Origin of the sequence: Rhodococcus rhodochrous (genome assembly GCF_014854695.1) — a bacterium.
Classification (GTDB): Bacteria; Actinomycetota; Actinomycetes; order Mycobacteriales; family Mycobacteriaceae; genus Rhodococcus.
Genome location: NZ_CP027557.1, coordinates 4,844,516 through 4,865,117 on the forward strand (window position 1 = coordinate 4,844,516; position 20,602 = coordinate 4,865,117).

At 67.3% G+C, this 20,602-nt stretch carries 22 protein-coding genes; 12 read left to right on the plus strand and 10 right to left on the minus strand.

What is annotated here, in order from left to right:
• The first annotated feature begins 3 nt into the window (after positions 1-3).
• The 4 genes from C6Y44_RS22055 (at position 4) to C6Y44_RS22070 (ending at position 3,539) form a co-directional block, all read left to right on the plus strand.
• The gene (locus C6Y44_RS22055; RefSeq protein ID WP_085470200.1) at positions 4-1,239 is read left to right on the plus strand and encodes a metal-dependent hydrolase family protein; all 1,236 of its coding nucleotides are present in this window, start codon (positions 4-6) and stop codon (positions 1,237-1,239) included.
• Positions 1,226-1,651: a nuclear transport factor 2 family protein gene (locus tag C6Y44_RS22060; RefSeq protein ID WP_060650211.1), complete on the plus strand. Its 426-nt coding sequence runs from the start codon at positions 1,226-1,228 to the stop codon at positions 1,649-1,651. Before C6Y44_RS22055 ends, C6Y44_RS22060 begins: the two co-directional genes overlap by 14 nt.
• On the plus strand, positions 1,648-2,736 hold the full coding sequence (locus C6Y44_RS22065; RefSeq protein ID WP_159417418.1) for an acyl-CoA dehydrogenase family protein: 1,089 nt from the start codon (positions 1,648-1,650) through the stop codon (positions 2,734-2,736). The genes C6Y44_RS22060 and C6Y44_RS22065 overlap by 4 nt, the downstream gene beginning before the upstream one ends.
• 68 nt (positions 2,737-2,804) lie before the next feature.
• Complete coding sequence (locus C6Y44_RS22070; protein WP_197700708.1) at positions 2,805-3,539, plus strand: acyl-CoA dehydrogenase family protein; 735 nt, start codon at positions 2,805-2,807, stop codon at positions 3,537-3,539.
• A gap of 19 nt (positions 3,540-3,558) precedes the next feature.
• On the opposite strand, the gene C6Y44_RS22075 is transcribed toward C6Y44_RS22070, so the two are convergent.
• Positions 3,559-5,025 carry an aminotransferase class I/II-fold pyridoxal phosphate-dependent enzyme gene (locus C6Y44_RS22075; protein WP_159417417.1) on the minus strand — a complete coding sequence of 489 codons (1,467 nt, stop codon included), beginning with the start codon at positions 5,023-5,025 and terminating at the stop codon, positions 3,559-3,561.
• Between the two features lie 32 nt (positions 5,026-5,057).
• Entirely contained in the window at positions 5,058-5,507 is a 450-nt protein-coding gene (locus C6Y44_RS22080; protein WP_120280525.1) for a nuclear transport factor 2 family protein, read from the minus strand.
• 86 nt (positions 5,508-5,593) lie between these two features.
• Here C6Y44_RS22080 and C6Y44_RS22085 point away from each other — a divergent pair, with 86 nt between their 5' ends.
• Positions 5,594-6,361 carry an SDR family NAD(P)-dependent oxidoreductase gene (locus C6Y44_RS22085; protein ID WP_016695484.1) on the plus strand — a complete coding sequence of 256 codons (768 nt, stop codon included), beginning with the start codon at positions 5,594-5,596 and terminating at the stop codon, positions 6,359-6,361.
• A gap of 139 nt (positions 6,362-6,500) precedes the next feature.
• Here C6Y44_RS22085 and C6Y44_RS22090 read toward each other — a convergent pair whose 3' ends face one another.
• The 3 genes from C6Y44_RS22090 to C6Y44_RS22100 are packed head-to-tail and all read right to left on the minus strand — an operon-like array spanning position 6,501 to position 9,442.
• Positions 6,501-7,292 (minus strand): enoyl-CoA hydratase, encoded by a 792-nt coding sequence (locus C6Y44_RS22090; protein ID WP_016695483.1) that lies wholly within the window; start codon positions 7,290-7,292, stop codon positions 6,501-6,503.
• Complete coding sequence (locus C6Y44_RS22095) at positions 7,285-8,460, minus strand: acyl-CoA dehydrogenase family protein (RefSeq protein ID WP_159417416.1); 1,176 nt, start codon at positions 8,458-8,460, stop codon at positions 7,285-7,287. The genes C6Y44_RS22090 and C6Y44_RS22095 overlap by 8 nt, the downstream gene beginning before the upstream one ends.
• Positions 8,444-9,442 (minus strand): acyl-CoA dehydrogenase family protein, encoded by a 999-nt coding sequence (locus C6Y44_RS22100; protein WP_159417415.1) that lies wholly within the window; start codon positions 9,440-9,442, stop codon positions 8,444-8,446. Before C6Y44_RS22100 ends, C6Y44_RS22095 begins: the two co-directional genes overlap by 17 nt.
• Positions 9,443-9,621: 179 nt before the next feature.
• Between C6Y44_RS22100 and C6Y44_RS22105 the strand changes: the two genes are divergently transcribed.
• The 3 genes from C6Y44_RS22105 to C6Y44_RS22115 are packed head-to-tail and all read left to right on the plus strand — an operon-like array spanning position 9,622 to position 12,252.
• A complete protein-coding gene (locus C6Y44_RS22105) occupies positions 9,622-10,272 on the plus strand; it encodes a TetR/AcrR family transcriptional regulator (RefSeq protein ID WP_174246981.1) in 651 nt (216 codons plus the stop codon).
• Positions 10,273-10,318: 46 nt separating this feature from the next.
• Positions 10,319-11,134: an acyl-CoA thioesterase gene (locus tag C6Y44_RS22110; protein ID WP_159417413.1), complete on the plus strand. Its 816-nt coding sequence runs from the start codon at positions 10,319-10,321 to the stop codon at positions 11,132-11,134.
• Positions 11,135-11,172: 38 nt separating this feature from the next.
• Positions 11,173-12,252, plus strand: coding sequence for an NAD(P)H-dependent amine dehydrogenase family protein (locus C6Y44_RS22115; protein WP_159417412.1), 1,080 nt, complete (start codon positions 11,173-11,175; stop codon positions 12,250-12,252).
• Positions 12,253-12,268: 16 nt separating this feature from the next.
• Here the strand turns inward: C6Y44_RS22115 and C6Y44_RS22120 are convergent, their stop codons facing one another.
• From C6Y44_RS22120 to C6Y44_RS22135, 4 genes are all read right to left on the minus strand, one after another.
• Positions 12,269-12,598, minus strand: coding sequence for a PLD nuclease N-terminal domain-containing protein (locus C6Y44_RS22120; protein ID WP_225623655.1), 330 nt, complete (start codon positions 12,596-12,598; stop codon positions 12,269-12,271).
• A gap of 136 nt (positions 12,599-12,734) precedes the next feature.
• Positions 12,735-13,619, minus strand: coding sequence for a methylmalonyl Co-A mutase-associated GTPase MeaB (gene meaB, locus C6Y44_RS22125; RefSeq protein WP_159417411.1), 885 nt, complete (start codon positions 13,617-13,619; stop codon positions 12,735-12,737).
• A gap of 13 nt (positions 13,620-13,632) precedes the next feature.
• Entirely contained in the window at positions 13,633-14,772 is a 1,140-nt protein-coding gene (locus tag C6Y44_RS22130) for a thiolase family protein (protein ID WP_085470211.1), read from the minus strand.
• Positions 14,765-16,204, minus strand: a complete 1,440-nt coding sequence (locus C6Y44_RS22135; RefSeq protein WP_174246980.1) for a class I adenylate-forming enzyme family protein — start codon at positions 16,202-16,204, stop codon at positions 14,765-14,767. Before C6Y44_RS22135 ends, C6Y44_RS22130 begins: the two co-directional genes overlap by 8 nt.
• A gap of 64 nt (positions 16,205-16,268) precedes the next feature.
• Here C6Y44_RS22135 and C6Y44_RS22140 point away from each other — a divergent pair, with 64 nt between their 5' ends.
• A complete protein-coding gene (locus C6Y44_RS22140) occupies positions 16,269-17,036 on the plus strand; it encodes an SDR family oxidoreductase (protein WP_059384022.1) in 768 nt (255 codons plus the stop codon).
• The gene (locus C6Y44_RS22145) at positions 17,033-17,785 is read left to right on the plus strand and encodes an SDR family NAD(P)-dependent oxidoreductase (RefSeq protein WP_159417409.1); all 753 of its coding nucleotides are present in this window, start codon (positions 17,033-17,035) and stop codon (positions 17,783-17,785) included. Before C6Y44_RS22140 ends, C6Y44_RS22145 begins: the two co-directional genes overlap by 4 nt.
• A gap of 72 nt (positions 17,786-17,857) precedes the next feature.
• Here the strand turns inward: C6Y44_RS22145 and C6Y44_RS22150 are convergent, their stop codons facing one another.
• Positions 17,858-18,793 carry a zinc-binding dehydrogenase gene (locus C6Y44_RS22150; protein ID WP_159417408.1) on the minus strand — a complete coding sequence of 312 codons (936 nt, stop codon included), beginning with the start codon at positions 18,791-18,793 and terminating at the stop codon, positions 17,858-17,860.
• A 199-nt stretch (positions 18,794-18,992) separates the two neighbouring features.
• Between C6Y44_RS22150 and C6Y44_RS22155 the strand changes: the two genes are divergently transcribed.
• Both C6Y44_RS22155 and C6Y44_RS22160 read left to right on the plus strand, forming a co-directional pair.
• A complete protein-coding gene (locus tag C6Y44_RS22155; protein WP_159417407.1) occupies positions 18,993-19,184 on the plus strand; it encodes a ferredoxin in 192 nt (63 codons plus the stop codon).
• A 49-nt stretch (positions 19,185-19,233) separates the two neighbouring features.
• Positions 19,234-20,580: a cytochrome P450 gene (locus tag C6Y44_RS22160; RefSeq protein WP_059384018.1), complete on the plus strand. Its 1,347-nt coding sequence runs from the start codon at positions 19,234-19,236 to the stop codon at positions 20,578-20,580.
• The last annotated feature ends 22 nt before the right edge of the window (positions 20,581-20,602 follow it).

Genomic DNA, 20,602 nt, shown 5'->3' on the forward strand with positions numbered 1-20,602 from the left:
GCGATGCTGACCCTGAAGGCAGCCGGACTGCTCGACGTCGACACGGGCGAGATCGTCCGCCCGGGAATCATCCGCGTCGACGGCGAACGCATCGCCGGAGTGGGCGGAACCTACAGTGATAATTCGGGCGACACGCCCGAGGGTGACGTCATCGACCTCGGCGACCTGATCCTCATGCCCGGCCTGATGGACATGGAGGTCAACCTCCTCATGGGTGGACGCGGCGAGAAGCCCGTCTACTCGACGGTCCAGGACGACCCGCCCCTGCGCATGCTGCGTGCCGTCGGAAACGCCCGCCGCACCCTGCGCGCGGGATTCACCACCGTCCGCAATCTCGGACTGTTCGTCAAGACCGGCGGATACCTCCTCGACGTGGCCCTCGGAACGGCCATCGACAAGGGCTGGGTGGACGGCCCGCGCGTCGTCCCCGCCGGTCACGCCATCACCCCCACCGGCGGACACCTCGATCCGACGATGTTCGCGGCGTTCGCGCCCGGCGTCCTCGACCTCACGATCGAGGAGGGCATCGCCAACGGCGTCGACGAGGTCCGCAAGGCGGTGCGCTACCAGATCAAGCACGGCGCCCAGCTCATCAAGGTGTGCGTCTCGGGCGGCGTCATGTCGATGACCGGATCCGCAGGTGCCCAGCACTATTCGGACGAAGAGCTGCGCGCGATCGTCGACGAGGCACATCGTCGCGGGATGAAGGTCGCCTCGCACACGCACGGCGCCGAAGCCGTGCGACACGCGATCGAAGCCGGAATCGACTGCATCGAACACGGATTCCTCATCGACGACGACACCATCGACCTCATGGTCGAGCGCGGAACATGGCTCGTGCCCACCACCCGTCTCGCCGACGCGATGGACACCTCCCACGCGCCGCCGGAGCTGCAGGCCAAGGCCGCCGAGATGTTCCCCAAGGCACGCACCTCGGTGCTCGCCGCATACAAGGCCGGGGTGAAGATCGCGGTCGGCACCGACGCGCCGGCCATCCCCCACGGCAAGAACGCCGACGAGATCGTTGCCCTCGTCGACCGCGGAATCCCTCCCCTCGCGGTGATCCAGGCCGCCACGATCAATGCGGCAGAACTCATCGGCGTCGACGACCGCGGTCGCCTCGCCGAAGGTCTGCTCGCCGACATCATCGCCGTCCCCGGCGATCCCACCGAAGACATCACCGTCACCCAGAACGTGCGGTTCGTGATGAAAGGCGGAAAGGTCTATGTCCACAACTGACCGTTCGATCACCGACGACCTCGTCGAGATCAACCAGCTGCTCGCCCGCTACGCGGTGAACATGACGAAGAACGACGTCGAAGGCGTCGTCTCGGTGTTCACCCCCGACGGCACCTACAGTGCCTTCGGCGACGCGTTCCCCCTCGACCGGTTCCCCGAGCTCGTCGCGGCCGCACCGAAGGGCCTGTTCATGACGGGCACGGCCCTCATCGACATCGACGGCGACACCGCGACCGGCACCCAGCCGCTGTGCTTCGTCGAACATTCCACGCACGACATGCGGATCGGCTACTACAACGACACCTACGTCCGCACGGCCGACGGCTGGCGACTGCGCACCCGCGCGATGACCTTCATCCGCCGCAGCGGAACCCACGACTCCGGCATCCCCCACGCCTTCGAACCGGCATGAACGTCACCGAATTCAGGACCGCCGTCCGAACCTGGCTCGACGAGAACGATCTGACCCCCGGACCGGATCACTCGTTCGACGCGCAGGTCGAACAACTCGCCCGCGTGCGGCGGGAACTCTACGACGCGGGCTGGATGCGCTACGGCTGGCCCGAGGAGGTCGGCGGACTCGGCGGCGAGGCCGTCCTGCGTGCCGTGCTCGGCGAGGAGGTCGCGACCCGCGACCTCGCCGAGCCGGGCATCTATTCGATGATCGAGGTGCTCGCGCCCACCATGATCTCCTACGCGCGACCCGAACTCGCGGCGGAGATGGTGCCGAAACTGCTCCGCGGTGAGGAACAGTGGTGCCAGGGCTTCTCGGAGCCCGGCTCGGGCAGCGACCTCGCGTCGCTGTCCACCCGGGCCGAGCAACGCGGCGACGAGTGGGTGATCAACGGGCAGAAGGTCTGGACGTCGCTCGCCCAGTTCGCCTCCCGCTGCGTGCTGCTCACCCGTACCGCGCCGGGGCACAAGGGCATCACCGCCTTCTTCGTCGACATGGACACCCCGGGCATCACCGTCCGGCCGCTGCGCACGATGCACGGCGTCGACGAGTTCGCCGAGGTGTACTTCGACGACGTCGTCGTGCCGGCCGACCGTATGCTGGGCAATCCCGGCGACGGCTGGAAGCTTGCGATGGATCTGCTTCCGCACGAACGGTCGACATGCTTCTGGCATCGCATCGCCTATCTGTTCACCCGGTTGGATCGACTTGTGGACGAGACCGATTCGACGACCGACGACGAACTCGGCGCGGCCTACCTCGCGCTGCACACCGTGCGGTGCCGGTCGCTCGCCACCCAGCAGCGACTGGCGTCGGGCGCGTCGCTCGGCCCCGAGACCTCCGTCGACAAGATCCTCCTCGCGACCGCCGAACAGCAGTTGTTCGACACCGCGCGGGATCTGCTTCCCGGCGTACTCGAACTGTCCGACACCGAATGGCGGACCGAATTCCTGTATTCCCGTGCGGCGACGATCTACGGCGGCACCGCCGAGATCCAACGCAACATCGTCGCGCGCCGACTTCTCGATCTGGGGGCGGAGTGACGACCTACAGCACTGCACCGGCGCCGGATTCGGACCTCGGCCTGCTCGAGGACGCACTGCGCAAGACCATGGAGAGCACGACCGGTGCCACACTCGACGCGGCGCTGGTCGATCTGGGCTGGCACGACATGCTCACCGAGATGCCCGACGACACGATCCCCATGGTGTTCCGGCTGCTCGGCGAGACCGGCGCGCACGCCCCGGTGATCAACGACGTCGTGCTCGTCGACGCGGGTCGTGAGGCCGGTGGGGTCGTACCCCTCCCCTACACCGGCCGACAGTGGATCGAGTGGGCACGCGAGGACCGGGACACCACCGCGCTCGACGCGGAACTGCCGATCGCGACGGTCGGATCCGGTGATCCGGTGCCGGTCGCAGCGGCACGTCGTGCGCTCGGCTGGTGGCTGGTCGGAACGAGCCGAGCGATGCTCGACTCGGCCCGTACCCACGCTCTCGACCGCACGCAGTTCGGCAAGCCGATCGCCGGCTTCCAGGCGGTGCGGCACCGGCTCGCGGAGACGTACGTCGCCGTCGAGGGCGCGGAGGCCACCCTGCGTGCCGCCACCGACGAGCTCGGTTCCCTGCTCGCGAAGGCCGCCGCGGGTCGCGCGGCGATCATCGCGGCACGGCACTGCCAGCAGGTCCTCGGCGGTATCGGCTTCACCGCCGAGCACGACCTGCACCGACACATCAAACGGGCACTGGTGCTCGACGGTCTGCTCGGCAGTTCACGGGAACTGACCCGCGAGGCCGGTGCCCTCATCCGCGCGGAGGGTTCGGCGCCGCGCCTGGTGCACCTCTGACCGTCCATCCGGTTCGGCGTCAGCCCTCGACGACCACACGGAACTCGTCGAGGGAGCTGTCGGTCGCGTCGGGCACGTTCATGCCGGCACCCACACCGCTGTGGAGGTAGTCGACGACCGCGCGGTCGAGCCGCTCACCCGGTACGACCGCGGGGATACCCGGCGGGTACGGCGTGAGCTGTTCCGCCGCGATGCGGCCGACGGCGCGGGCGGCGGAGACCATCTCGGTCCTGCCGAAGAACGCGTCGCGCGGAGACATCACCGATTCGAGCTGCAGTTCGTCCGGACTCGGCAGCTCGATCCGGGGCGGCGGATCGAAGGACTCCGCCGCCCGGGACAGTGCTTCGAGCGCGGAGACGAGCCGATCGGCGGTGTCCTCGTCGTCGGACATGGACATCGTGGCGAGGATCCTGCGGTGGTCGCTCATGCCGACGTCGAGACGACAGTTCTCCCGCAGCCAGTCGGCGCACTGATAACCCGAGACGCCGAGTTCGTCGAGGTCCATGAGCACCTGGAGGCGGTCGAGATCGTGCGAGGCCTCGTCGCCGAGCAGCCGGTCGTCGAGGACGGAGATCCCGTCGATCCTCTCGATGCGTTCGCGCGTAGTCCGGGCCAGGTCGAGCGCACTGCCGAGCAGTTCGGTGCCGTGCTCGACCATCTGCCGTCGCCATCCGTCGATCGCCGAGTAGATCAACACGTTGGGGCTGGTGGTCATGAGCAGATCGGCGCAATCCGACAGGTGGGAGGCGTCGACCAGGTCTCCCTGGACGTGGTACACCGAGCCCTGCTCGAAACCGGCACCCATCTTGTGCACACTCACCACGCAGACATCGGCACCGGCATCCATCGCCCAGGTCGGCAGGTCGTCGTGGAAGGGCAGATGCGCGCCCCACGCCTCGTCGACGATGAGCGGCTTTCCGCGTTCGTGGCAGACGTCCGCGATGCCCGCGATGTCGGCGCACGTCCCGTACGGACTGGGGCTGACGATCAGTGCACCGGCCGCGTCGGGGTACTTGTCCCACATTTCTCGAACCTGCTGTGGTGAGGGTGGATGGGAGAAGTGCATCTCCTCGTCCCACTGCGGGGTGATCCAACGCGGGGTGACGCCACTGAAGATCAGGCCGGCGACGATCGACTTGTGCGAGTCGCGTCCGAGCAGCAGGCCGCCCGGATCGTTGCCGGCGACGGCCATCATCGCGGCCTTGACCGACAAGGAGCTTCCGCAGGTCGAGAAGAAGGCCTGCTCGGCTCCGACCGCCTCGGCCATGAGTTCTTCTGCTCTGCTCAGATATCCGTTGCGCGTCAGACGGTCGTCGAGGCCACCGGAGGCGAGGACATCCGCACGGAACGAGTCCCGCCCGAGCACTTCCGCGACGCGTTCGTCCACGCCGCGGCCCTGCCGGTGTCCCGGCGGGGAGAAGCCGTAGCGGTCGAGCCGGCGGTATTCCTCGACAGCGCTGAGCAACGGGGTTTCCGACTGGTCCATGCCTGTCGGTTACCCGGGCCTGAGATCTGCAATCAGCTCGATCGGTGCGCCCCGTTCTTCGACGGGTCGGGGTGGTTCGAGAACCACAGGCTCTCCTCGGTGAGGCGGCAACTCTTCCAGCCCTCGGAGGTCCGCACGACCTCGTGGTGGTAGTTGCCCCCGCAATAGGTCAGGCCGTCGACGCCGGGGAGTTGCATGGGGTTGTAGAACATCGCCCGTACCGTCGCACGGTCGCCGTCGAGGTCGACCTCGACGTTGGTGACGAAGTGCTGCGACATCGGCAGGTACGACAGCGCCTTCTGCAGCTGCGCGAGCACTTCGTCCCTCGGTCCGGGCTGGTATCCCACGGAGCTGTAGTCGAGATGGGCGTCCTCGGTGAAGACCGATTCCATCTTCTTCCAGTCCTTGGTGTCCACCGCCGTTGCATAGCGGTAGAGGAGTTCGGTGATGGCGTACTTGTCGCACAGCTCGTCGGGCGTCATGAGGCTCCTTCGACTTCGTCCGGAATTTCATTCTTTCAGAAGAGAACCCCCTTTCCAATACCCTTGTTCTGAGGCATGATCCGTATATGGGACAACTTGACTCTCTTCACGATCTGAGCGGGAAAACTGCTGTCGTCACAGGTGGTTCGCGTGGCATCGGCCGCGCCATCGCGCAGATCCTCGCCGAACACGGCGCCGACGTCGTCGTCGCCTCCCGCAAGCTCGACGCGTGCGAACTCGCCGCGAAGGAGATCGAGGCATCCACCGGCAGCAAGGTGCTCCCCGTCGCCTGCCATGTCGGACAGTGGGACGACTGCAACACGCTCGTCGACACGACCCTCGACCATTTCGGGCGTCTCGACATCCTCGTCAACAATGCCGGAATGTCGCCGCTCTACCAGGATCTCGAATCCATCACCGAAGAGTTGTACGACAAGACCTTCGGCGTGAACCTCAAGGGCCCGTTCCGGCTTGCGGTTCGCGCCGGCACGTACATGGCGGAGCACGACGGCGGGTCGATCGTCAACATCGGCACCGCCGGGTCGCTCACGGCGAGTGTGCGCGAACTCCCCTACGCATGCGCGAAGGCCGGCCTGAACGCCCTCACGGTGGGCCTGGCAGAGGCTTACGCACCGAAAGTGCGTGTCAATTCGATCCTTCCGGGTCCGTTCCGTACCGACCTGTCGAAGGCATGGGCTCCGCCGGAAGGCGAGGAGGCATCCTTCGTGCCGTTGCGTCGCATGGGCCGGCCCGAGGAGGTCGCGCCACTCGCACTCCATCTGGCCAGCGACGCGTCGAGTTTCACCACCGGCGCGATCATCCGCGTCGACGGTGGTGTCACCCGTAAGGTCTGAGACACACGCGTGCGGGGCCGCCTCCGGGATTCGGAGGCGGCCCCACACGTAACTGCGTTGTCCATCGGCTACCGGAATCGCCATACGCTACAACAATTTCCGCGGCGAATGGCGAAAGCGGTAGCGAATGCCCCGTGCGCTAGCGGATGTTGTCCTTCATCTCGTCGAGATTCATCAGGACCGGCCACCCACTGTCGCTGAGGGCGTTGCCGTGTCCCGTCTGGTGGATGTCGAAGACCGACTGGATCGCGGCGTAGAAGCCCTGCACGTCGAGAGTCTGGTTGACGGCCCGCTTGGCCTGCCGCAGGCCGAAGGGATGCATCTTCGCGATCTGCTCGGCGAGCGTGCGTACTTCGGTGTCGAGATCGGCGCGGGGCACGACGCGGTTCACCATGCCCGTCTGCTCCGCTTCCTCCGCGGTGACCGGCCGGCCGGTGAAGAGGATCTCCTTGGCCTTGCGTGGGCCGAGTTCCCAGGTGTGCCCGTGATATTCGACGCCGCCGATACCCATGAGGACCACAGGATCGGAGAACGACGCGTCGTCGGCCGCGACGATGAGATCGCACGGCCAGCACAGCAGGAGGCCACCGGAGATGCACCGGCCCTGCACCGCGGCGATGGACGGCTTCGGGATGTTGCGCCACCGCAGCGAATACTCGAGATAACGCCGGGACTCGTTGCGGTAGATCATCTCGAGGGTGATCTTGTCGGGGACAGGTTCTCCGCTGCGGAGATCGTGCCCGGCCGAGAAGTGCTTGCCCTCGGCGCGGAGCACGATCACGGAGACCTCGGGATCGTCGCCGGCGCGGGTCCAGGCGGCGTCCAGTTCGTCCAGGAGGGCGCCGTTCTGCGCGTTGGCGACCTCCGGCCGGTTCAGTGTGATGGTCGCGATCCGGTCGGAGGTCTCGTACCCGATGTACTTGTCAGCCACGGGGCAAGCCAAGGACGCGTTCGGCGATGATGTTGCGTTGGATCTCGGACGTGCCACCCGCGATGGTGCCGGCGAAGCTCCGCACGAACCTCTCGAACCAGCTCGACGAGAAGTTGTCGAGATTCCACGGCACATATGCCGATGTCGTCGCCGGATGGACGAGACCGTCCGGGCCGGCAGCGTCGAGGGCGTGTTCGGCGGCGGTCTGGACCGCCTCGGAGCCGAGGAGCTTGAGCACCGACAGGGCGGGAACGTCCTGCGCTCCGCGGGATTCGCGGACGAGGGCGGCCGAACCGAGCAACTTCAGCGCCTGGTGGTCCATCACGAGTGTGGCGTAGCGGTCGCGGTCGAGCGCCGTGCGGGGGCGGAAGTCCTCGACGAAATCCTGCAGCCGGTCGGCGAAACTGAGCCACAGCAGGGTGCGTTCGTGCCCGAGCGATCCGTTCGCGACCGACCAGCCGCCGTTCAGCTCGCCGATGAGGTTCTCGGCGGGCACACGCACGTCGGTGAAGAACACCTCGTTGAAGTCGCGGTCGTCGCCGTCGGCGACCGACGGGAACGGTCTGCGGACGACGCCGGGCAGATCGGTGGGGATGAGCAGGACGCTGATCCCCTTGTGCTTCGGCGCATCCGGATCGGTACGGACGAAGGTCAGCAGCACGTCGGCGTCGTGGGCACCGGAGGTCCACACCTTCTGGCCGTTGACGACGAAGTGGTCGCCGTCGCGCACCGCCCGGGTGCGCAGGGAGGCGAGGTCGGATCCCGCGCCGGGCTCGCTCATCCCGAGGGCCGCGGTGATCTCCGCTCGGAGGATGGGCACCGCCCAGCGTTGCTTCTGTTCGTCCGTACCGAACGACAGCAGCGAGGCCGCGATGATCCCGAGCCCTTGCGGGTTGAAGCTGTGGTAGATCCGCCGCTTCGACAGTTCCTCGAGGTGGACGTACTGCTGCAGGATCGTCGCGTTGCGGCCACCGAACTCGGGTGGATTGCCGGGCAGCAGCCAGCCGTGGTCGAACTGGACCCGTTGCCAGCGGCGTGCCCATTCGGGGACGTCGGCGCTCGACCGGGCGCGGACGGTGGCCTCGGACGGATCGGGCAGGTGCTCGTCGAGAAAGGCCACGAACTCGGCGCGGAACTCCTCGACGTCGGAATCAAACGAGAGTTGCACGGTACTCCTCGGCGATCAGTGCGCGGTGCTCCGCGGCGGATCCGAGCATGTGCTCCCCCGCCCGGGCACGCTTGAGCGCGAACTGCAGGTCGTTCTCCCAGGTGAAGCCCATGGCGCCGAACAACTGCAGACCACTGCGGAAGACCGTCGACTGGCATTCTCCCGCAGCGGCTTTGGCCATGGAGGCGGCGAGGCGACGGCGCGGGTCGTCCTCCGCGATCGTCAGTGCCGCGAAATACGCGAGGGCGCCGGCACGTTCGACGGCGACGTGCATGTCGGCGGCGCGATGCTTGACGGCCTGGAACGACCCGATCGGCACACCGAACTGCTGCCGGTTGCGCACGTGGTCGAGTGCGAGATCCAGGATACGGCGGCAGGCACCGACCATGGTGACGGCGAGTCCCGCGAGGGCGACGTGCCGTGCCTTCTCCACGTCGACGTCGGTGTCCGGGTCCGCTTCGGCCCGCACGTCGTCGAAGACGATGTCGGCCAGGTGCAGGACCGGGTCGAAAGCGGAGGTACGGCGGGCCGACACCTGATCGGCCCGGACGGTGAACACACCTGCATCGGTGACGACGGCGATGTCGTCGGCGCGGTCGCCGTCGAGCACCCGGTGTGCGGTGCCGCGGAGCAGCCAGCCATCCGCGTCGCGCACGGCGGAGATGCCCTCGTAGACGGCGGCGCCCGCACGATCGGGCCGGTTCCGGCCGGCGACGAGCGGGGCGAATTGGGTGGTGGTGGCGAGAAAGGGGGTCGGGTCGGTTGCCCGGCCGAGTTCCTCCAGGACGATCGCGAGCTCCACCGCGGCCTCGGACTCGACCAGTTCCGTCCATCCCAGGCCCACGTAGGTCTTCCACAACGGGGCCGGATCGGCGCCGTTGTCGACGACGGTGCGGACGAGTGTCGACGGGCATTCCTTCGCCGTCACTTCCCGGACGGTCTTCTGCCACAACTGCTGATCGGAGTCGAACTCGAAAAGCATTCCGACTTGCCTCCTTCCTGGCACTGAGCCTGGTATTGCGATGAGAATAACATTCTCTTTTCAAGATAGTAATAGTCTCTGATCGGTGCGGGAAACGGAAGGACAGTCCCGCAATGCGCCCCTACCCTCCGGTACAGTGCTCCTATGTCCACTCCACGCGACACAGGGCGATCCGGGCAGTGACGGGCGCCAGCGAAGAACCGGCCTGGAAGCAACGCGCAGTCGAGCGCTCCATCCGGACCGCCAAACTGCGCGCCGAACAGCGCGTACAGCGCTTCCTCGACGCAGCGCAGGCGATCATCACGGAAAAGGGCAGCACCGACTTCACGGTCCAGGAGGTCGTCGACCGTTCGAAGCAGTCGCTTCGCAGCTTCTACCTGCAGTTCGACGGTAAGCACGAGTTGCTGCTCGCGCTCTTCGAAGATGCTCTGAGCCGCTCTGCCGATCAGATCCGTGCCGCTGCCGCCGGCGAGAAGGCCCCTCTCGACCAATTGCGCGTCGCGGTGGAACTGCTGTTCGAGTCGTCCCGGCCCGACCCGACGGCCCAGCGACCGCTGTTCACCGACTTCGCGCCGCAGCTGCTGCTCACCCACCCCGCCGAGGTGAAGGTCGCGCACGCCCCGATGCTCGCGCTGTTCACGGAGCTGATGGAGAAGGTCGACGCCGAGGACAGCCTCCGCGAGGGGCTGAACCCGAAGCGGATGGCCGCCATGACGATGCAGACCGTGATGTTCATCGCTCAGTCGAGCGGAGGCGACGACAGCACGACCCGTCCCATCACGGCCGACGAGGTCTGGAACTTCTGCTCGCAGGGATTCGCCGCCCGCTGACGAGAACACCATTCTCAAATCGGAGTAGTTCACTTACACTCGGCTCGTGACCGAGTTGTGGAACGACCTCCTCGCCTGTCTCGATCTGCGCTCGTCCCCCGTGGACGAGGAGCGCCCCGAGTCGGTGGTGTTCGAGGGCAGCAATCAGCACCTCGAATACCACCGGCTCTTCGGGGGCCAGTTGCTCGGGCAGTTCGTGCGTGCCGCCGAGCTGACCTGCCCCGAGAAGAGCATCAAATCCCTGCACACCGTCTTCGCCCGTGAAGGACGCGCCGACGAGCCCGTCCGCTACGAGATCACCCGCCTGCACGAGGGCCGGACCTTCGCCACGTTGACGGCGGTCGCGCGCCAGTCGAAGGGCGTCCTCGCCACGGCATCGGTGTCCATGCACGCCGGCGAGGACGGCCCCGAGGTGCAGACCGTGCCGTCCGTACCCCAGGTGTTCGACGAGAGCACGCGCGCCCCGTTCTCGTTGATCCCGTGGGAGACCCGCGCGACGACCGACCTCGAGGATCGCGGAGTCTCCGCACCCGAGTTCGAGATGTGGATGCGCACCCCCGAGGTCGACGAGGCGTACGCGCCGGCACTCGCCGCCTACGCCACCGACCTCAACCTCATCGGTACCGCACTTCTTGCCGTCGACGGCTTCGACCACACCGGCAACGGAACGGCCTTCACGTCCGCGGTCACCTCGCACAATCTGTGGTTCCACCGCCCGTTCCGCAGTGACGACTGGTTGCTGCTGCGTCAGCACAGCCCCCTCGTCGCCCACGGACGGTGCTTCGGCCGCGGCGACCTGCTCACCGAGAAGGGTTCTCTCGTCGCCTCTTTCGCCCAGGAAGCCCTGCTGCGTCTGCCCTGACGGTTCTTCCCACGAACACCGATCGAGATCGAGGTGTCATGCAACGACAGTCCGCCCCCGACAACGCCGTCGTCGAGACTCCGTCACCGCGCCCTCTGCGCGTGGTGCAGTGGGCGACCGGAACGATCGGCACCCGCGCGCTGCGCGCGGTGATCGACCATCCCTCCGTCGAACTCGTCGGCGTGTACGTGCACAGCGACGACAAGGCCGGTCGCGACGCGGGCGAGTTGTGCGGACGCGACCCGGTCGGTGTGCGCGCCACGAACGACGCCGACGAGATCATCGATCTCGGGGCCGACTGCGTGCTGTACATGCCGCTGCTGTTCGACCTCGACGAAGTGTGCCGAATCCTCGCCTCCGGCACGAACATCGTCACCACCCGTGGAGAGTTCCACCGCCCGGCGGGTATGGATCCGGTGGTGCGTGAAGCCGTAGAGGCCGCGTGCGCACTCGGCGGTACGTCGATCCACAGCACCGGCAGCAGTCCCGGTTTCGTCACGGAGGCTGTGCCACTCGTGCTGACCTCCATCCAGCGGAGGATGGACCACCTCGCCATCGACGAGTACGCCGACCTCTCCCAGCGGAACTCCCCCGGAATCCTGTTCGACGTCATGGGATTCGGTGGTGATGCAGGAGAATTCGCCGACGTCCGGCTCGCCCACGTGGAATCCAACTTCGGACCGTCGCTGGCCGCCCTGGCCGACGCGCTCGGCCTCACCCTCGACACGATCCGAACGACAGGCGAACTCGCCACGGCACGCTCGACGGTCACCATCGCCGCCGGCACGATCGAGGCGGGAACGGTGGCCGCGCAACGCATCACGGTGTCGGGCATCCGCGACGGCCGCGAGCTGATGCGATTCCGTCCCACCTGGTACTGCACGGATCAGCTCGATGCCGATTGGGACCTGCACGCCACCGGCTGGCACATCACCGTCGACGGCGACGCACCCCTCGACATCGACATGCGTTTCCCCATCCCGCTCGAGCGGATGAGCGAGATCTCCCCGTCCTACACCGCCAATCGTGCAGTGAACTCGATCGCGGCGGTGTGCGCGGCGCGGTCCGGGATCCGGACGACGGTCGAACTCCCGCTCGTGGTCCCCGTTCTGACCTGAGATCGAAACTGCGCTGTCACTCGGCGCTCTCGTCGCCCTCGTCCCGCCGGCGCTGCTCCTGCGCGAGCCGCCGTTGCTGCTCGACCCGCGCACGGAAGCGCCGCTGGAACTCCTCGTCGTTCTCGGGATCGACGGCAGGGCGGAATCGACTCGGGTGCTGGGGAGTGGACCTGGACGTCAGCATGTCCACCACCCCCTGCGGTCGCCCGAGGACCAGCCAGAGCCCCGACCCGATCAACGGCAGGAAGAGAACGATCGTCACCCAGAGCAGTTTGGGCAGACGCCGGACCCGTTGCTCGTCGGCGCAGATCACGTCGACGAGGCATCCCACCCACAACACTGTCACGATCAATCCGAGATACGGCACCTTCGCAAGCTAACAGGCCGTGCGGACTCACGCCGCCGCTCGGGTAGGCCCCGGTTACGCCGAAATGGTTGTTCCGACCGCGCATGACGCCGTCGGAACAACCGGATCGAGCACGCTAGTGGGACGAAACCCCGGCGCCCACACCGTCGACGAGTCGTGCGGCCGCCGAGTACGGATCGTCGCGACCGTCCGCGACGGCCTCTGCCAGAGCATCCAACTCCGAGTGGTTGCGCAGGAGGGTGTGTGCCAGCGACAGGATCTGGCTGCGGGCCCGCGCGGTGCGACGTTCCGCGGTGTCGGCCCGCTGGTGCGCCTCGATCGCGTCGACGAGGTCGTCGACACCGTGGCCGGTCGCGGCGACGAGCTTGAGGATCGGGACCTTCACGTCGCCACGGAGATCGCGCACCGTCTGATCCGCACCGTCGCGGTCGGCCTTGTTGACCACGACGAGATCGGCGACCTCGAGCAGTCCGGCCTTGGCGGCCTGGACGGCATCTCCCCCACCCGGATTGAGGATGACGACGGTGGGTTCGGCGACCGACGCGATCTCGATCTCCGACTGCCCCACCCCGACGGATTCGAGCAGGATCACGTCGTAACCCAAGGCTGCCAGCAATCGGATCGACGCGGGGACGGCGGCCGCGAGTCCGCCGAGATGTCCGCGGGAGGCCACCGACCGGACGAACACACCCGCGTCGCCGACGTGCGCGGCCATGCGGATGCGGTCGCCGAGCAGTGCGCCGCCGCTGTAGGGGGACGACGGGTCGACGGCCAGTACCGCGACCCGCAGTCCCCGTTCGCGGTAGGCGGTGGTGAGTGCCCCGACCGTGGTGGACTTGCCGGCGCCGGGCGGGCCCGTGAATCCGACGACCCGCGCGCGGGCGGGTTCGAGCAGCTCGAGTACCTCGTCCCGGCGCGGTCCTTCGACGAGGGTCAGCAATCGACCCGCGGCACGCGGGGAGCCCCCGCGTGCCGCGTCGATCAATTCACCGATGTTCACGGCGTATCCCGGTTCACGGTGCCGGCACCTCGATCACGACGGCCGAGCCCATGCCACCACCCGCGCACATCGACGCGACACCGATGCCACCGCCGCGGCGGCGCAGTTCGTAGGTGAGGGTGACGAGCATGCGGGCGCCGGTCGCGGCGACCGGATGGCCGAGGGAGCAGCCGCTGCCGTTGACGTTGACTTTCTCGGGGTCGATCTCGAGCAGCTTGATGCACGCGACGCACTGCGCGGCGAACGCTTCGTTGATCTCGAAGAGGTCGACGTCGCCGATGGACAGACCGGCGCGCTGGAGTGCCTTCGGGATCGCCTCGACCGGCGCGAGTCCGGTGATCGCGGGGTCGACACCCACCGACGCCCACGACAGCACCGTGCCGAGCGCGGGCAGACCCAGATCACTGCTCGCGATGGCCAGCGCGGCCGCCGCATCGTTGCCGCCGCAGGCGTTGCCGGCGGTGATGCTGAAGCCCTCGATCTCCGGGTGCAGCACCTTCAGGGACGCGAGCTTCTCGAGGCTCGTCTCCCGGCGCGGGTGTTCGTCGGTGTCGAACAGGCCGTGCGGGGTGTCGATCGGGACGATCTCCTCCTTGAAGCGGCCCTCGTCGATGGCGCGGATCGCGACCTGGTGCGAGCGCAGCGCCCAGGCGTCCATTTCCTCGCGGCTGATACCGGCCTTCACCGCGGCGTTCCAGCCGACGGTGATGGACATGTCGCGGTTGGGGGCCTCGGGGCTGTCGGGGTGGCTGGGCGACATCCACGGCACCCACTCCTCGCCCTTCCGGATGAGCGATCGAGGCGAGGTCGACGCGGAGTTGACGCCACCGGCGATCACGATGCGGTCCATGCCGGAGCGGATACTCGCCGCGGCGGACTGCACGGTCGACAGGCTCGCTGCGCAGTGCCGGTTCTGTGCGAGACCGGGCACATGGGTCAGGCCGGCGGTGAGGGCTGCGTGCCGGGCGATCACGCCGCCGCCGTACAGGCCCTCGCCGAGGATCACGTCGTCGATCAGGTTCTTGTCGAGGTCCTCGGTGGTCGCGGTGACGATGCGCTCCGCGAGGGCGAACGCGTCGGTGTCGCGGAGCGTGCCCTTGACGGCGGTGCCGACCGGGGTGCGCAGGGCGGAAACGATCACGGCATCAGGCATGGGTGGCCTCCAGTTCGGCGAGAAGGGTGCGACGCAAGAGTTTTCCGGTCTCGGTCTTGGGCAGTTCGTCCCGGAAGACGATGTTGTCGGGGGTCTTCGAGGAACGCAGACGTTCCTTGACCCACTGTCGGATCTCGTCCGGATCGCCGTCGCCGACGAGGACCGCGACGATGCGTTGTCCCCATTCGGTATCCGACACGCCGATGACGGCGGCCTCGGTGATGCCCGGATGGGCGAGCAGGACGTCCTCGATCTCGGCGGGGGCGATGTTCTCGCCACCGCGGATGATCGTGTCGTCGGAACGGCCCTCGACATACAGATATCCGTCGGTGTCGAGCCGGCCGAGATCGCGGGTGGAGAACCATCCCTCGGCGTCGAGGACGCTGCGGTTGCCGTATTCGCCCGAGATCTGTTCGCCGCGGACGAAGATCAGGCCGGTCTCGCCGGCCGGGACGGGTTCGCCCTCCTCGGAACGGATCTCGATCTCGATGCCGGGGAGCGGGCGACCCACCGAACCGAGGCGGTCGCGGACGGCCGGATCGGTGGAGTCGAAGGCGGTGCGGTGGTCGTCGGGTCCGAGAACCGCGACGGACGACGCGGTTTCGGTGAGACCGTAGGCGTTGACGAAGCCGGTGTCGGGGAAGGCGCGCAGCGCATGCTCGAGGACCGGGCGCGGCGTGCGCGACCCGCCGTAGGCGAGACTCGCCAGCGTGGGGGTGTCGGCCGTGTCGTCGCCGAGGGCGGTCACGATGCGGGCGAGCATGGTCGGGACGAGCATCGCGTGGGTGACGCGTTCGCACCGGACCGTCTCGAGCCAGACCTGCGGGTCGAAGGCCGGCAGGTACACCACGCGGCGGCCGGTGTAGAAGTTCGACAGCAGGTTGGTCAGGCCGGCGATGTGGTACGGCGGGACCGAGACAAGCGATGCGTCGGTCTCGGCGGCCGATCCGAACTCCATGGTGTTGAGCACGTAGGCGAGCAGGTGCCGGTGCCGCAGGATCGCGGGCTTCGGATCCGAGGTGGTGCCGCTGGTGTAGATGATCGCGGCGACCATGTCGCCGTCCCACTGAGGTTCGAGTGGCGGTTCGGGGTCGCCTGTGGCGTAGGAGTCGTCGACGAGGGCGTCGAGGTCGTCCTGCTCGAGTACGAGCGCACCGGGGTGCTTGGCCTTCAGCGCACCGAGTTGTTGTTCGCCGAGCCGGTAGTTGAGCGGCACGAAAGGAACCCCGGCCAGTGCCGAACCGAACAGCGCCACCGGATACGCGAGGTGGTTGGACCCCAGGTAGAGCACCGCCGGATGATTCCGGAACTGCGCGGCGGCACGACGTGCGAGGGCGTCGAGACCGGCAGCGGTGAGGGTCCGGTTCCCGACGGTCGCAACTGCTCGCTCGCCGGTGCTTGCGGCCATTTCTAGAATCATGCTTAGGTTCATGAGAACATTATTCTCACAGACAGAGAGCTTTACTTTCAAGAGCTCGAATCTCGAAGGAGGCAGCATGCAGGTAGCAGGAAGCTCCGCGATCGTCGTCGGCGGCACGGGTGGCCTCGGGCAGGCCACCGTCCGGCGTCTCCACGAGGCGGGTGCGAAGGTCGTCGTCGCCGACGTCAACGACGAGAAGGGCAAGGAACTCGAGCAGGAACTCGGTGTGCGGTACGTGCGCACCGACGCCGGCAGCGAAGAATCCGTCTCGGCCGCCATCGCGGAAGCGGACTCGCTCGCGCCGCTGCGCATCTCCGTCGACTGCCACGGTGGCCCGGCCGGTGGCGGACGCCTCGTCGGCAAGGACGGCAGCGCCATGCCGCTCGAGAACTTCACCAAGACCATCGAGTCGTACCTGACGTCGTCGTTCAACGTCATGCGCCTGGCCGCCGCCGCCATCGCCAAGCAGGACCCCTTCGACGACGAGGGCTCCCGCGGCGTCATCGTGAACACCGCGTCCATCGCCGGTTACGAAGGGCAGATCGGGCAGCTCCCCTACGCGGCCGCGAAGGGCGGCGTCATCGGCATGACGCTGGTCGCCGCACGCGACCTGTCGCCGCTCGGCATCCGCGTCAACACCATCGCGCCGGGCACGATCCTCACCCCCGCCTACGGCAAGGCCGGCGACCAGCTCGAGGCGTACTGGGGCCCGCAGATCCCGCATCCCAAGCGCATGGGCCGCCCTGCCGAGTACGCGACGCTCGTCGCGTCCATCGTCGAGAACGACTACCTCAACGGCGAGGTCATCCGCCTCGACGGTGCACTGAGGTTCCCGCCGAAGTGAGCCCCCTCGCAGGGAAGGTCGCGTTCGTCGCCGGTGCCAGTCGTGGCATCGGCGCGGCGATCGCCGTCGCTCTCGCCGAGGCGGGAGCCTCTGTGGCGGTCGCGGCACGCTCCGAGCAGGAGGGCAAGCTGCCCGGCACCATCGGCTCGGTCGCCGAGCGGATCACCGACGCCGGCGGCCGGGCCCTACCGGTGCCGTGCGACGTCACCGACGAACAGTCCGTCGACTCCGCGATCGCCGCGACGGTCGCCGAGTTCGGCGGGCTCGACATCCTCGTCGCGAACGCCGGGGTGCTGTGGATGGGGCCGATCGAGACGACCCCGGCGAAACGCTGGCAGTTGTGCCTCGACGTCAACCTCACCGGCGTATTCACCGTGACCAAGGCAGCGATCCCGCATCTGCGCGAGCGCGGCGGCGGGTCGATGATCGCGGTGACCACCAGCGGCGTGACGATGACCGACCGCGGCTCGAACGCCTACTGGGTGTCCAAGGCCGCGGTGGAACGCCTCTACGTCGGGCTCGCGGCCGACCTGCGGCAGGACAACATCGCGGTCAACTGTCTCGCGCCCTCACGGGTCGTCCTCACCGAGGGCTGGACCGCCGGCGGTGGCGGACGGGAGATCCCGCCCGAGATGGTGGAACCACCGGAGACGATGGGCGCCGCCGCGGTGCTGCTCGCGCAGCAGGACGCGAACGGGATCTCCGGCACCGTGCAGCGTTCGGAGAGCCTCGTGTCCGCGAGGGGATGAGATTGCCGCACGAAGGGAGGTCCGGCACCGGGCCTCCCTTCGTGCTTCCGGGTGCGAATCCGCTTCGACGGTTCAGCGGTCCGACCGCGCGACGAGCCGTCCGGTCACCTCGTTGCGACGAAGGCGTTCCAGGCCATCACCGATCTCCTCGAAGCCGATCTCGGTGTATGCGGGTTCGATCTCCCGTCTCACGAACAGGTCGTACACCTCCTCGATGTCCTCGACGGTCCCACCGAGGGAACCCACGAGCGTCCTGCCGAGGAGCGTCGGCGTCTTCACGGTGAACGTCGGCAGGCCCAGACCGACCTGCACCACGGTGCCGCCCCGGGCGACGGCGTCGATCGCCTTCTGTGTGGTGTCGAAACCGGCGTAGTCGACCACGAGGTCGAATCCTCGGCCCGCCCATTCGGCCGCGTCCCGCACGACATCCGTCGCGCCGGCCTGCCGGGCGAGATCCCATGCCGATTCCTTCGTCTCTGCCACGTGCACCTCCGCACCGGCCAGCACGGCCGCACGAGTCCCGATCTGCCCCAGACCGCCGTAGCCGATCACACCGACCTTCATCCCCGTCGACGCACCACCGACCTTGATGATGGCGTGGTACGAGGTCATTCCCGCATCCGTCGCGAGGGCGGCCAGCGACAGGTCCAGCCCTTCGGGCACCCGGGCGAGATCGCGGGCATCGGCGACCAGCTTGTCGGCGAACCCACCGTGGGAGAACATGCCGAGCGGCGGACGCACGCCCGACGAGCAGACGCCGACGACGTCACCGATGCTCCAGCCCTCGACGCCGTCGCCCAGTGCGCTGATGACGCCGGCGTTCTCGTGTCCCTGCGTCATGGGCAGGAACGGCATCGTCTCCTCTCCGACCTCCATGTACATCAGGTCGCTGTGACACAGTCCGGCCGCCGCGACGTCGATCACCACCTCGCCCGGGCCGGGTTCCGGTTCCGGAACCTCGTTCAACGAGATCGGTCGCCCGGCTCCTTCGAACTGCCATGCCCTCATATCCGCACCGTCCTCACGCTCCACTTCTTCGATCGCACCTCTTGCAGGCCGACACCTGTGACATTACTGTTCTCACCAACCGGAACGGCATTCTTGGAACAAAGATCGTGAAAATGTTTACAGGGAACACGAATCGAGTCGCGGTGCAGTTCCGAACCGACTGCAGAACAACAGAATTCGCCGACGATCGGAGAACGTCATGAAGGTGGAAGTCGATCCTCACCGCTGCCAAGGACACACACTGTGCGCCATGGCCGCCCCCACGCTCTTCGAACTGAGCGACATCGACGGGCACGCCACGGCCGTCGACACCGAAGTACCCGCCGACCTCGCAGAATCCGCACGCGAGGCCTACCGCAGTTGCCCCGAACAGGCGATCTCCGTCCTGTGACACCACCCGACCGCACCACCATCCATCGGACGCACGAGAGGGCAACACCGTGAGCGCTGACGAGGCCGTCGTCGACACCGAGCACCGGACACCGGTCTATCAGTTCGACAGGCACGCACCGGACTACCGGGGCCGATTCTCGGAAATCACTACCGAGATGCACTCGAAATGCCCGGTGGCATGGTCCGACACGCACGGAGGTCACTGGGTCGCCGCAGGCGGCGAGGCAGTATTCACCCTCGCACGCTCGGCGAACATCTCGAACGACCACGACGTGAAGGGAGTACGGCGCGGCTACAAGGGCATCATGATCCCCACGGCCGTCCGGGCATCCGGCGTGCGCGGTGGGATCCTGGAGATGGACGACCCCGAACACCGGGAATTCCGAAGCGTACTCAATCCGTATCTGTCTCCCGCTGCCGTGAAGAAATGGGTTCCCCTCATCGACGAGGTGATCCGCGCGTGCCTCGACGAGAAGATCGAGACCGGCAGCATCGACTTCATCGACGATATGGTGAACATCGTTCCCGCCGTCATCACCCTCGCGATGCTCGGGATTCCGGTCGCCAAGTGGAACGTCTACTGCGAGCCCGTCCACGCCGCGATGTACACGCCGCCGGACTCGCCCGATGTCCACCGCGTCGCCGAACTGCACCGGTTGATGGGAATGGATCTTCTCGCCAGCCTCCACGAGATCCGGGAAAACCCCCGTCCCGGAATGGTCGATGCCGTCGCCCGCGCCACCATCGACGGGGAGACACCCGACGATCTCGAACTGCTCGGTGTGCTGAGCCTGCTCATCGGCGGTGGTTTCGACACGACGACGGCGTTGACCTCGCACGCGCTCGAGTGGCTGTCGCAGAACCCCGATCAGCGCGAAATCCTCAGCGCCGAGCGGGACACGCTGCTGGATTCGGCAACAGAAGAATTCCTGCGCTTCTATTGTCCGTCGGCCGGGGACGGCCGCACGTTCTCCGCCGACACCCAACTCGACGGCGTCGAGTTCAAGGAGGGCGAACGCATCTGGCTGTCGTGGGCGATGGCGAACCGGGATCCCGAACTGTTCACGGATCCGAACGAGATTGACCTGGAACGCAAGGGCAACCGGCACTTCAGCTTCGGACTCGGAGTGCACCGCTGCATCGGATCCAATCTGGCGCGAACCATGTTCAAGCGGATGTTGCTCGCGGTACTCGACCGGATGCCGGACTATCGCTGCGACCCCGAAGGCACGGTCCACTACGAGTCCATCGGCGTCATCCAGGGCATGCGGCAGCTTCCGGCCACCTTCACGCCCGGTCCGCGCCTCGGCGACGGACTCGACGAGACCCTCGACCGGATCCAGAAGATCGTCGACGAGCAGGGAATCGCAGCGCCGGTGACGGCACAGAAGTAACCGGCACCGGCTGCGGAAAGGG

Excerpts from the sequence above, each read along its gene's own strand:
- C6Y44_RS22055 (WP_085470200.1), top strand. The coding sequence starts at position 4 with ATGCTGACCCTGAAGGCAGCCGGACTGCTCGACGTCGACACGGGCGAG.
- C6Y44_RS22060 (WP_060650211.1), top strand. The coding sequence starts at position 1,226 with ATGTCCACAACTGACCGTTCGATCACCGACGACCTCGTCGAGATCAAC.
- C6Y44_RS22065 (WP_159417418.1), top strand. The coding sequence starts at position 1,648 with ATGAACGTCACCGAATTCAGGACCGCCGTCCGAACCTGGCTCGACGAG.
- C6Y44_RS22070 (WP_197700708.1), top strand. The coding sequence starts at position 2,805 with ATGGAGAGCACGACCGGTGCCACACTCGACGCGGCGCTGGTCGATCTG.
- C6Y44_RS22075 (WP_159417417.1), bottom strand. The coding sequence starts at position 5,025 with ATGGACCAGTCGGAAACCCCGTTGCTCAGCGCTGTCGAGGAATACCGC.
- C6Y44_RS22080 (WP_120280525.1), bottom strand. The coding sequence starts at position 5,507 with ATGACGCCCGACGAGCTGTGCGACAAGTACGCCATCACCGAACTCCTC.
- C6Y44_RS22085 (WP_016695484.1), top strand. The coding sequence starts at position 5,594 with ATGGGACAACTTGACTCTCTTCACGATCTGAGCGGGAAAACTGCTGTC.
- C6Y44_RS22100 (WP_159417415.1), bottom strand. The coding sequence starts at position 9,442 with ATGCTTTTCGAGTTCGACTCCGATCAGCAGTTGTGGCAGAAGACCGTC.
- C6Y44_RS22115 (WP_159417412.1), top strand. The coding sequence starts at position 11,173 with ATGCAACGACAGTCCGCCCCCGACAACGCCGTCGTCGAGACTCCGTCA.
- C6Y44_RS22130 (WP_085470211.1), bottom strand. The coding sequence starts at position 14,772 with ATGCCTGATGCCGTGATCGTTTCCGCCCTGCGCACCCCGGTCGGCACC.
- C6Y44_RS22135 (WP_174246980.1), bottom strand. The coding sequence starts at position 16,204 with ATGAACCTAAGCATGATTCTAGAAATGGCCGCAAGCACCGGCGAGCGA.
- C6Y44_RS22140 (WP_059384022.1), top strand. The coding sequence starts at position 16,269 with ATGCAGGTAGCAGGAAGCTCCGCGATCGTCGTCGGCGGCACGGGTGGC.
- C6Y44_RS22150 (WP_159417408.1), bottom strand. The coding sequence starts at position 18,793 with ATGAGGGCATGGCAGTTCGAAGGAGCCGGGCGACCGATCTCGTTGAAC.
- C6Y44_RS22155 (WP_159417407.1), top strand. The coding sequence starts at position 18,993 with ATGAAGGTGGAAGTCGATCCTCACCGCTGCCAAGGACACACACTGTGC.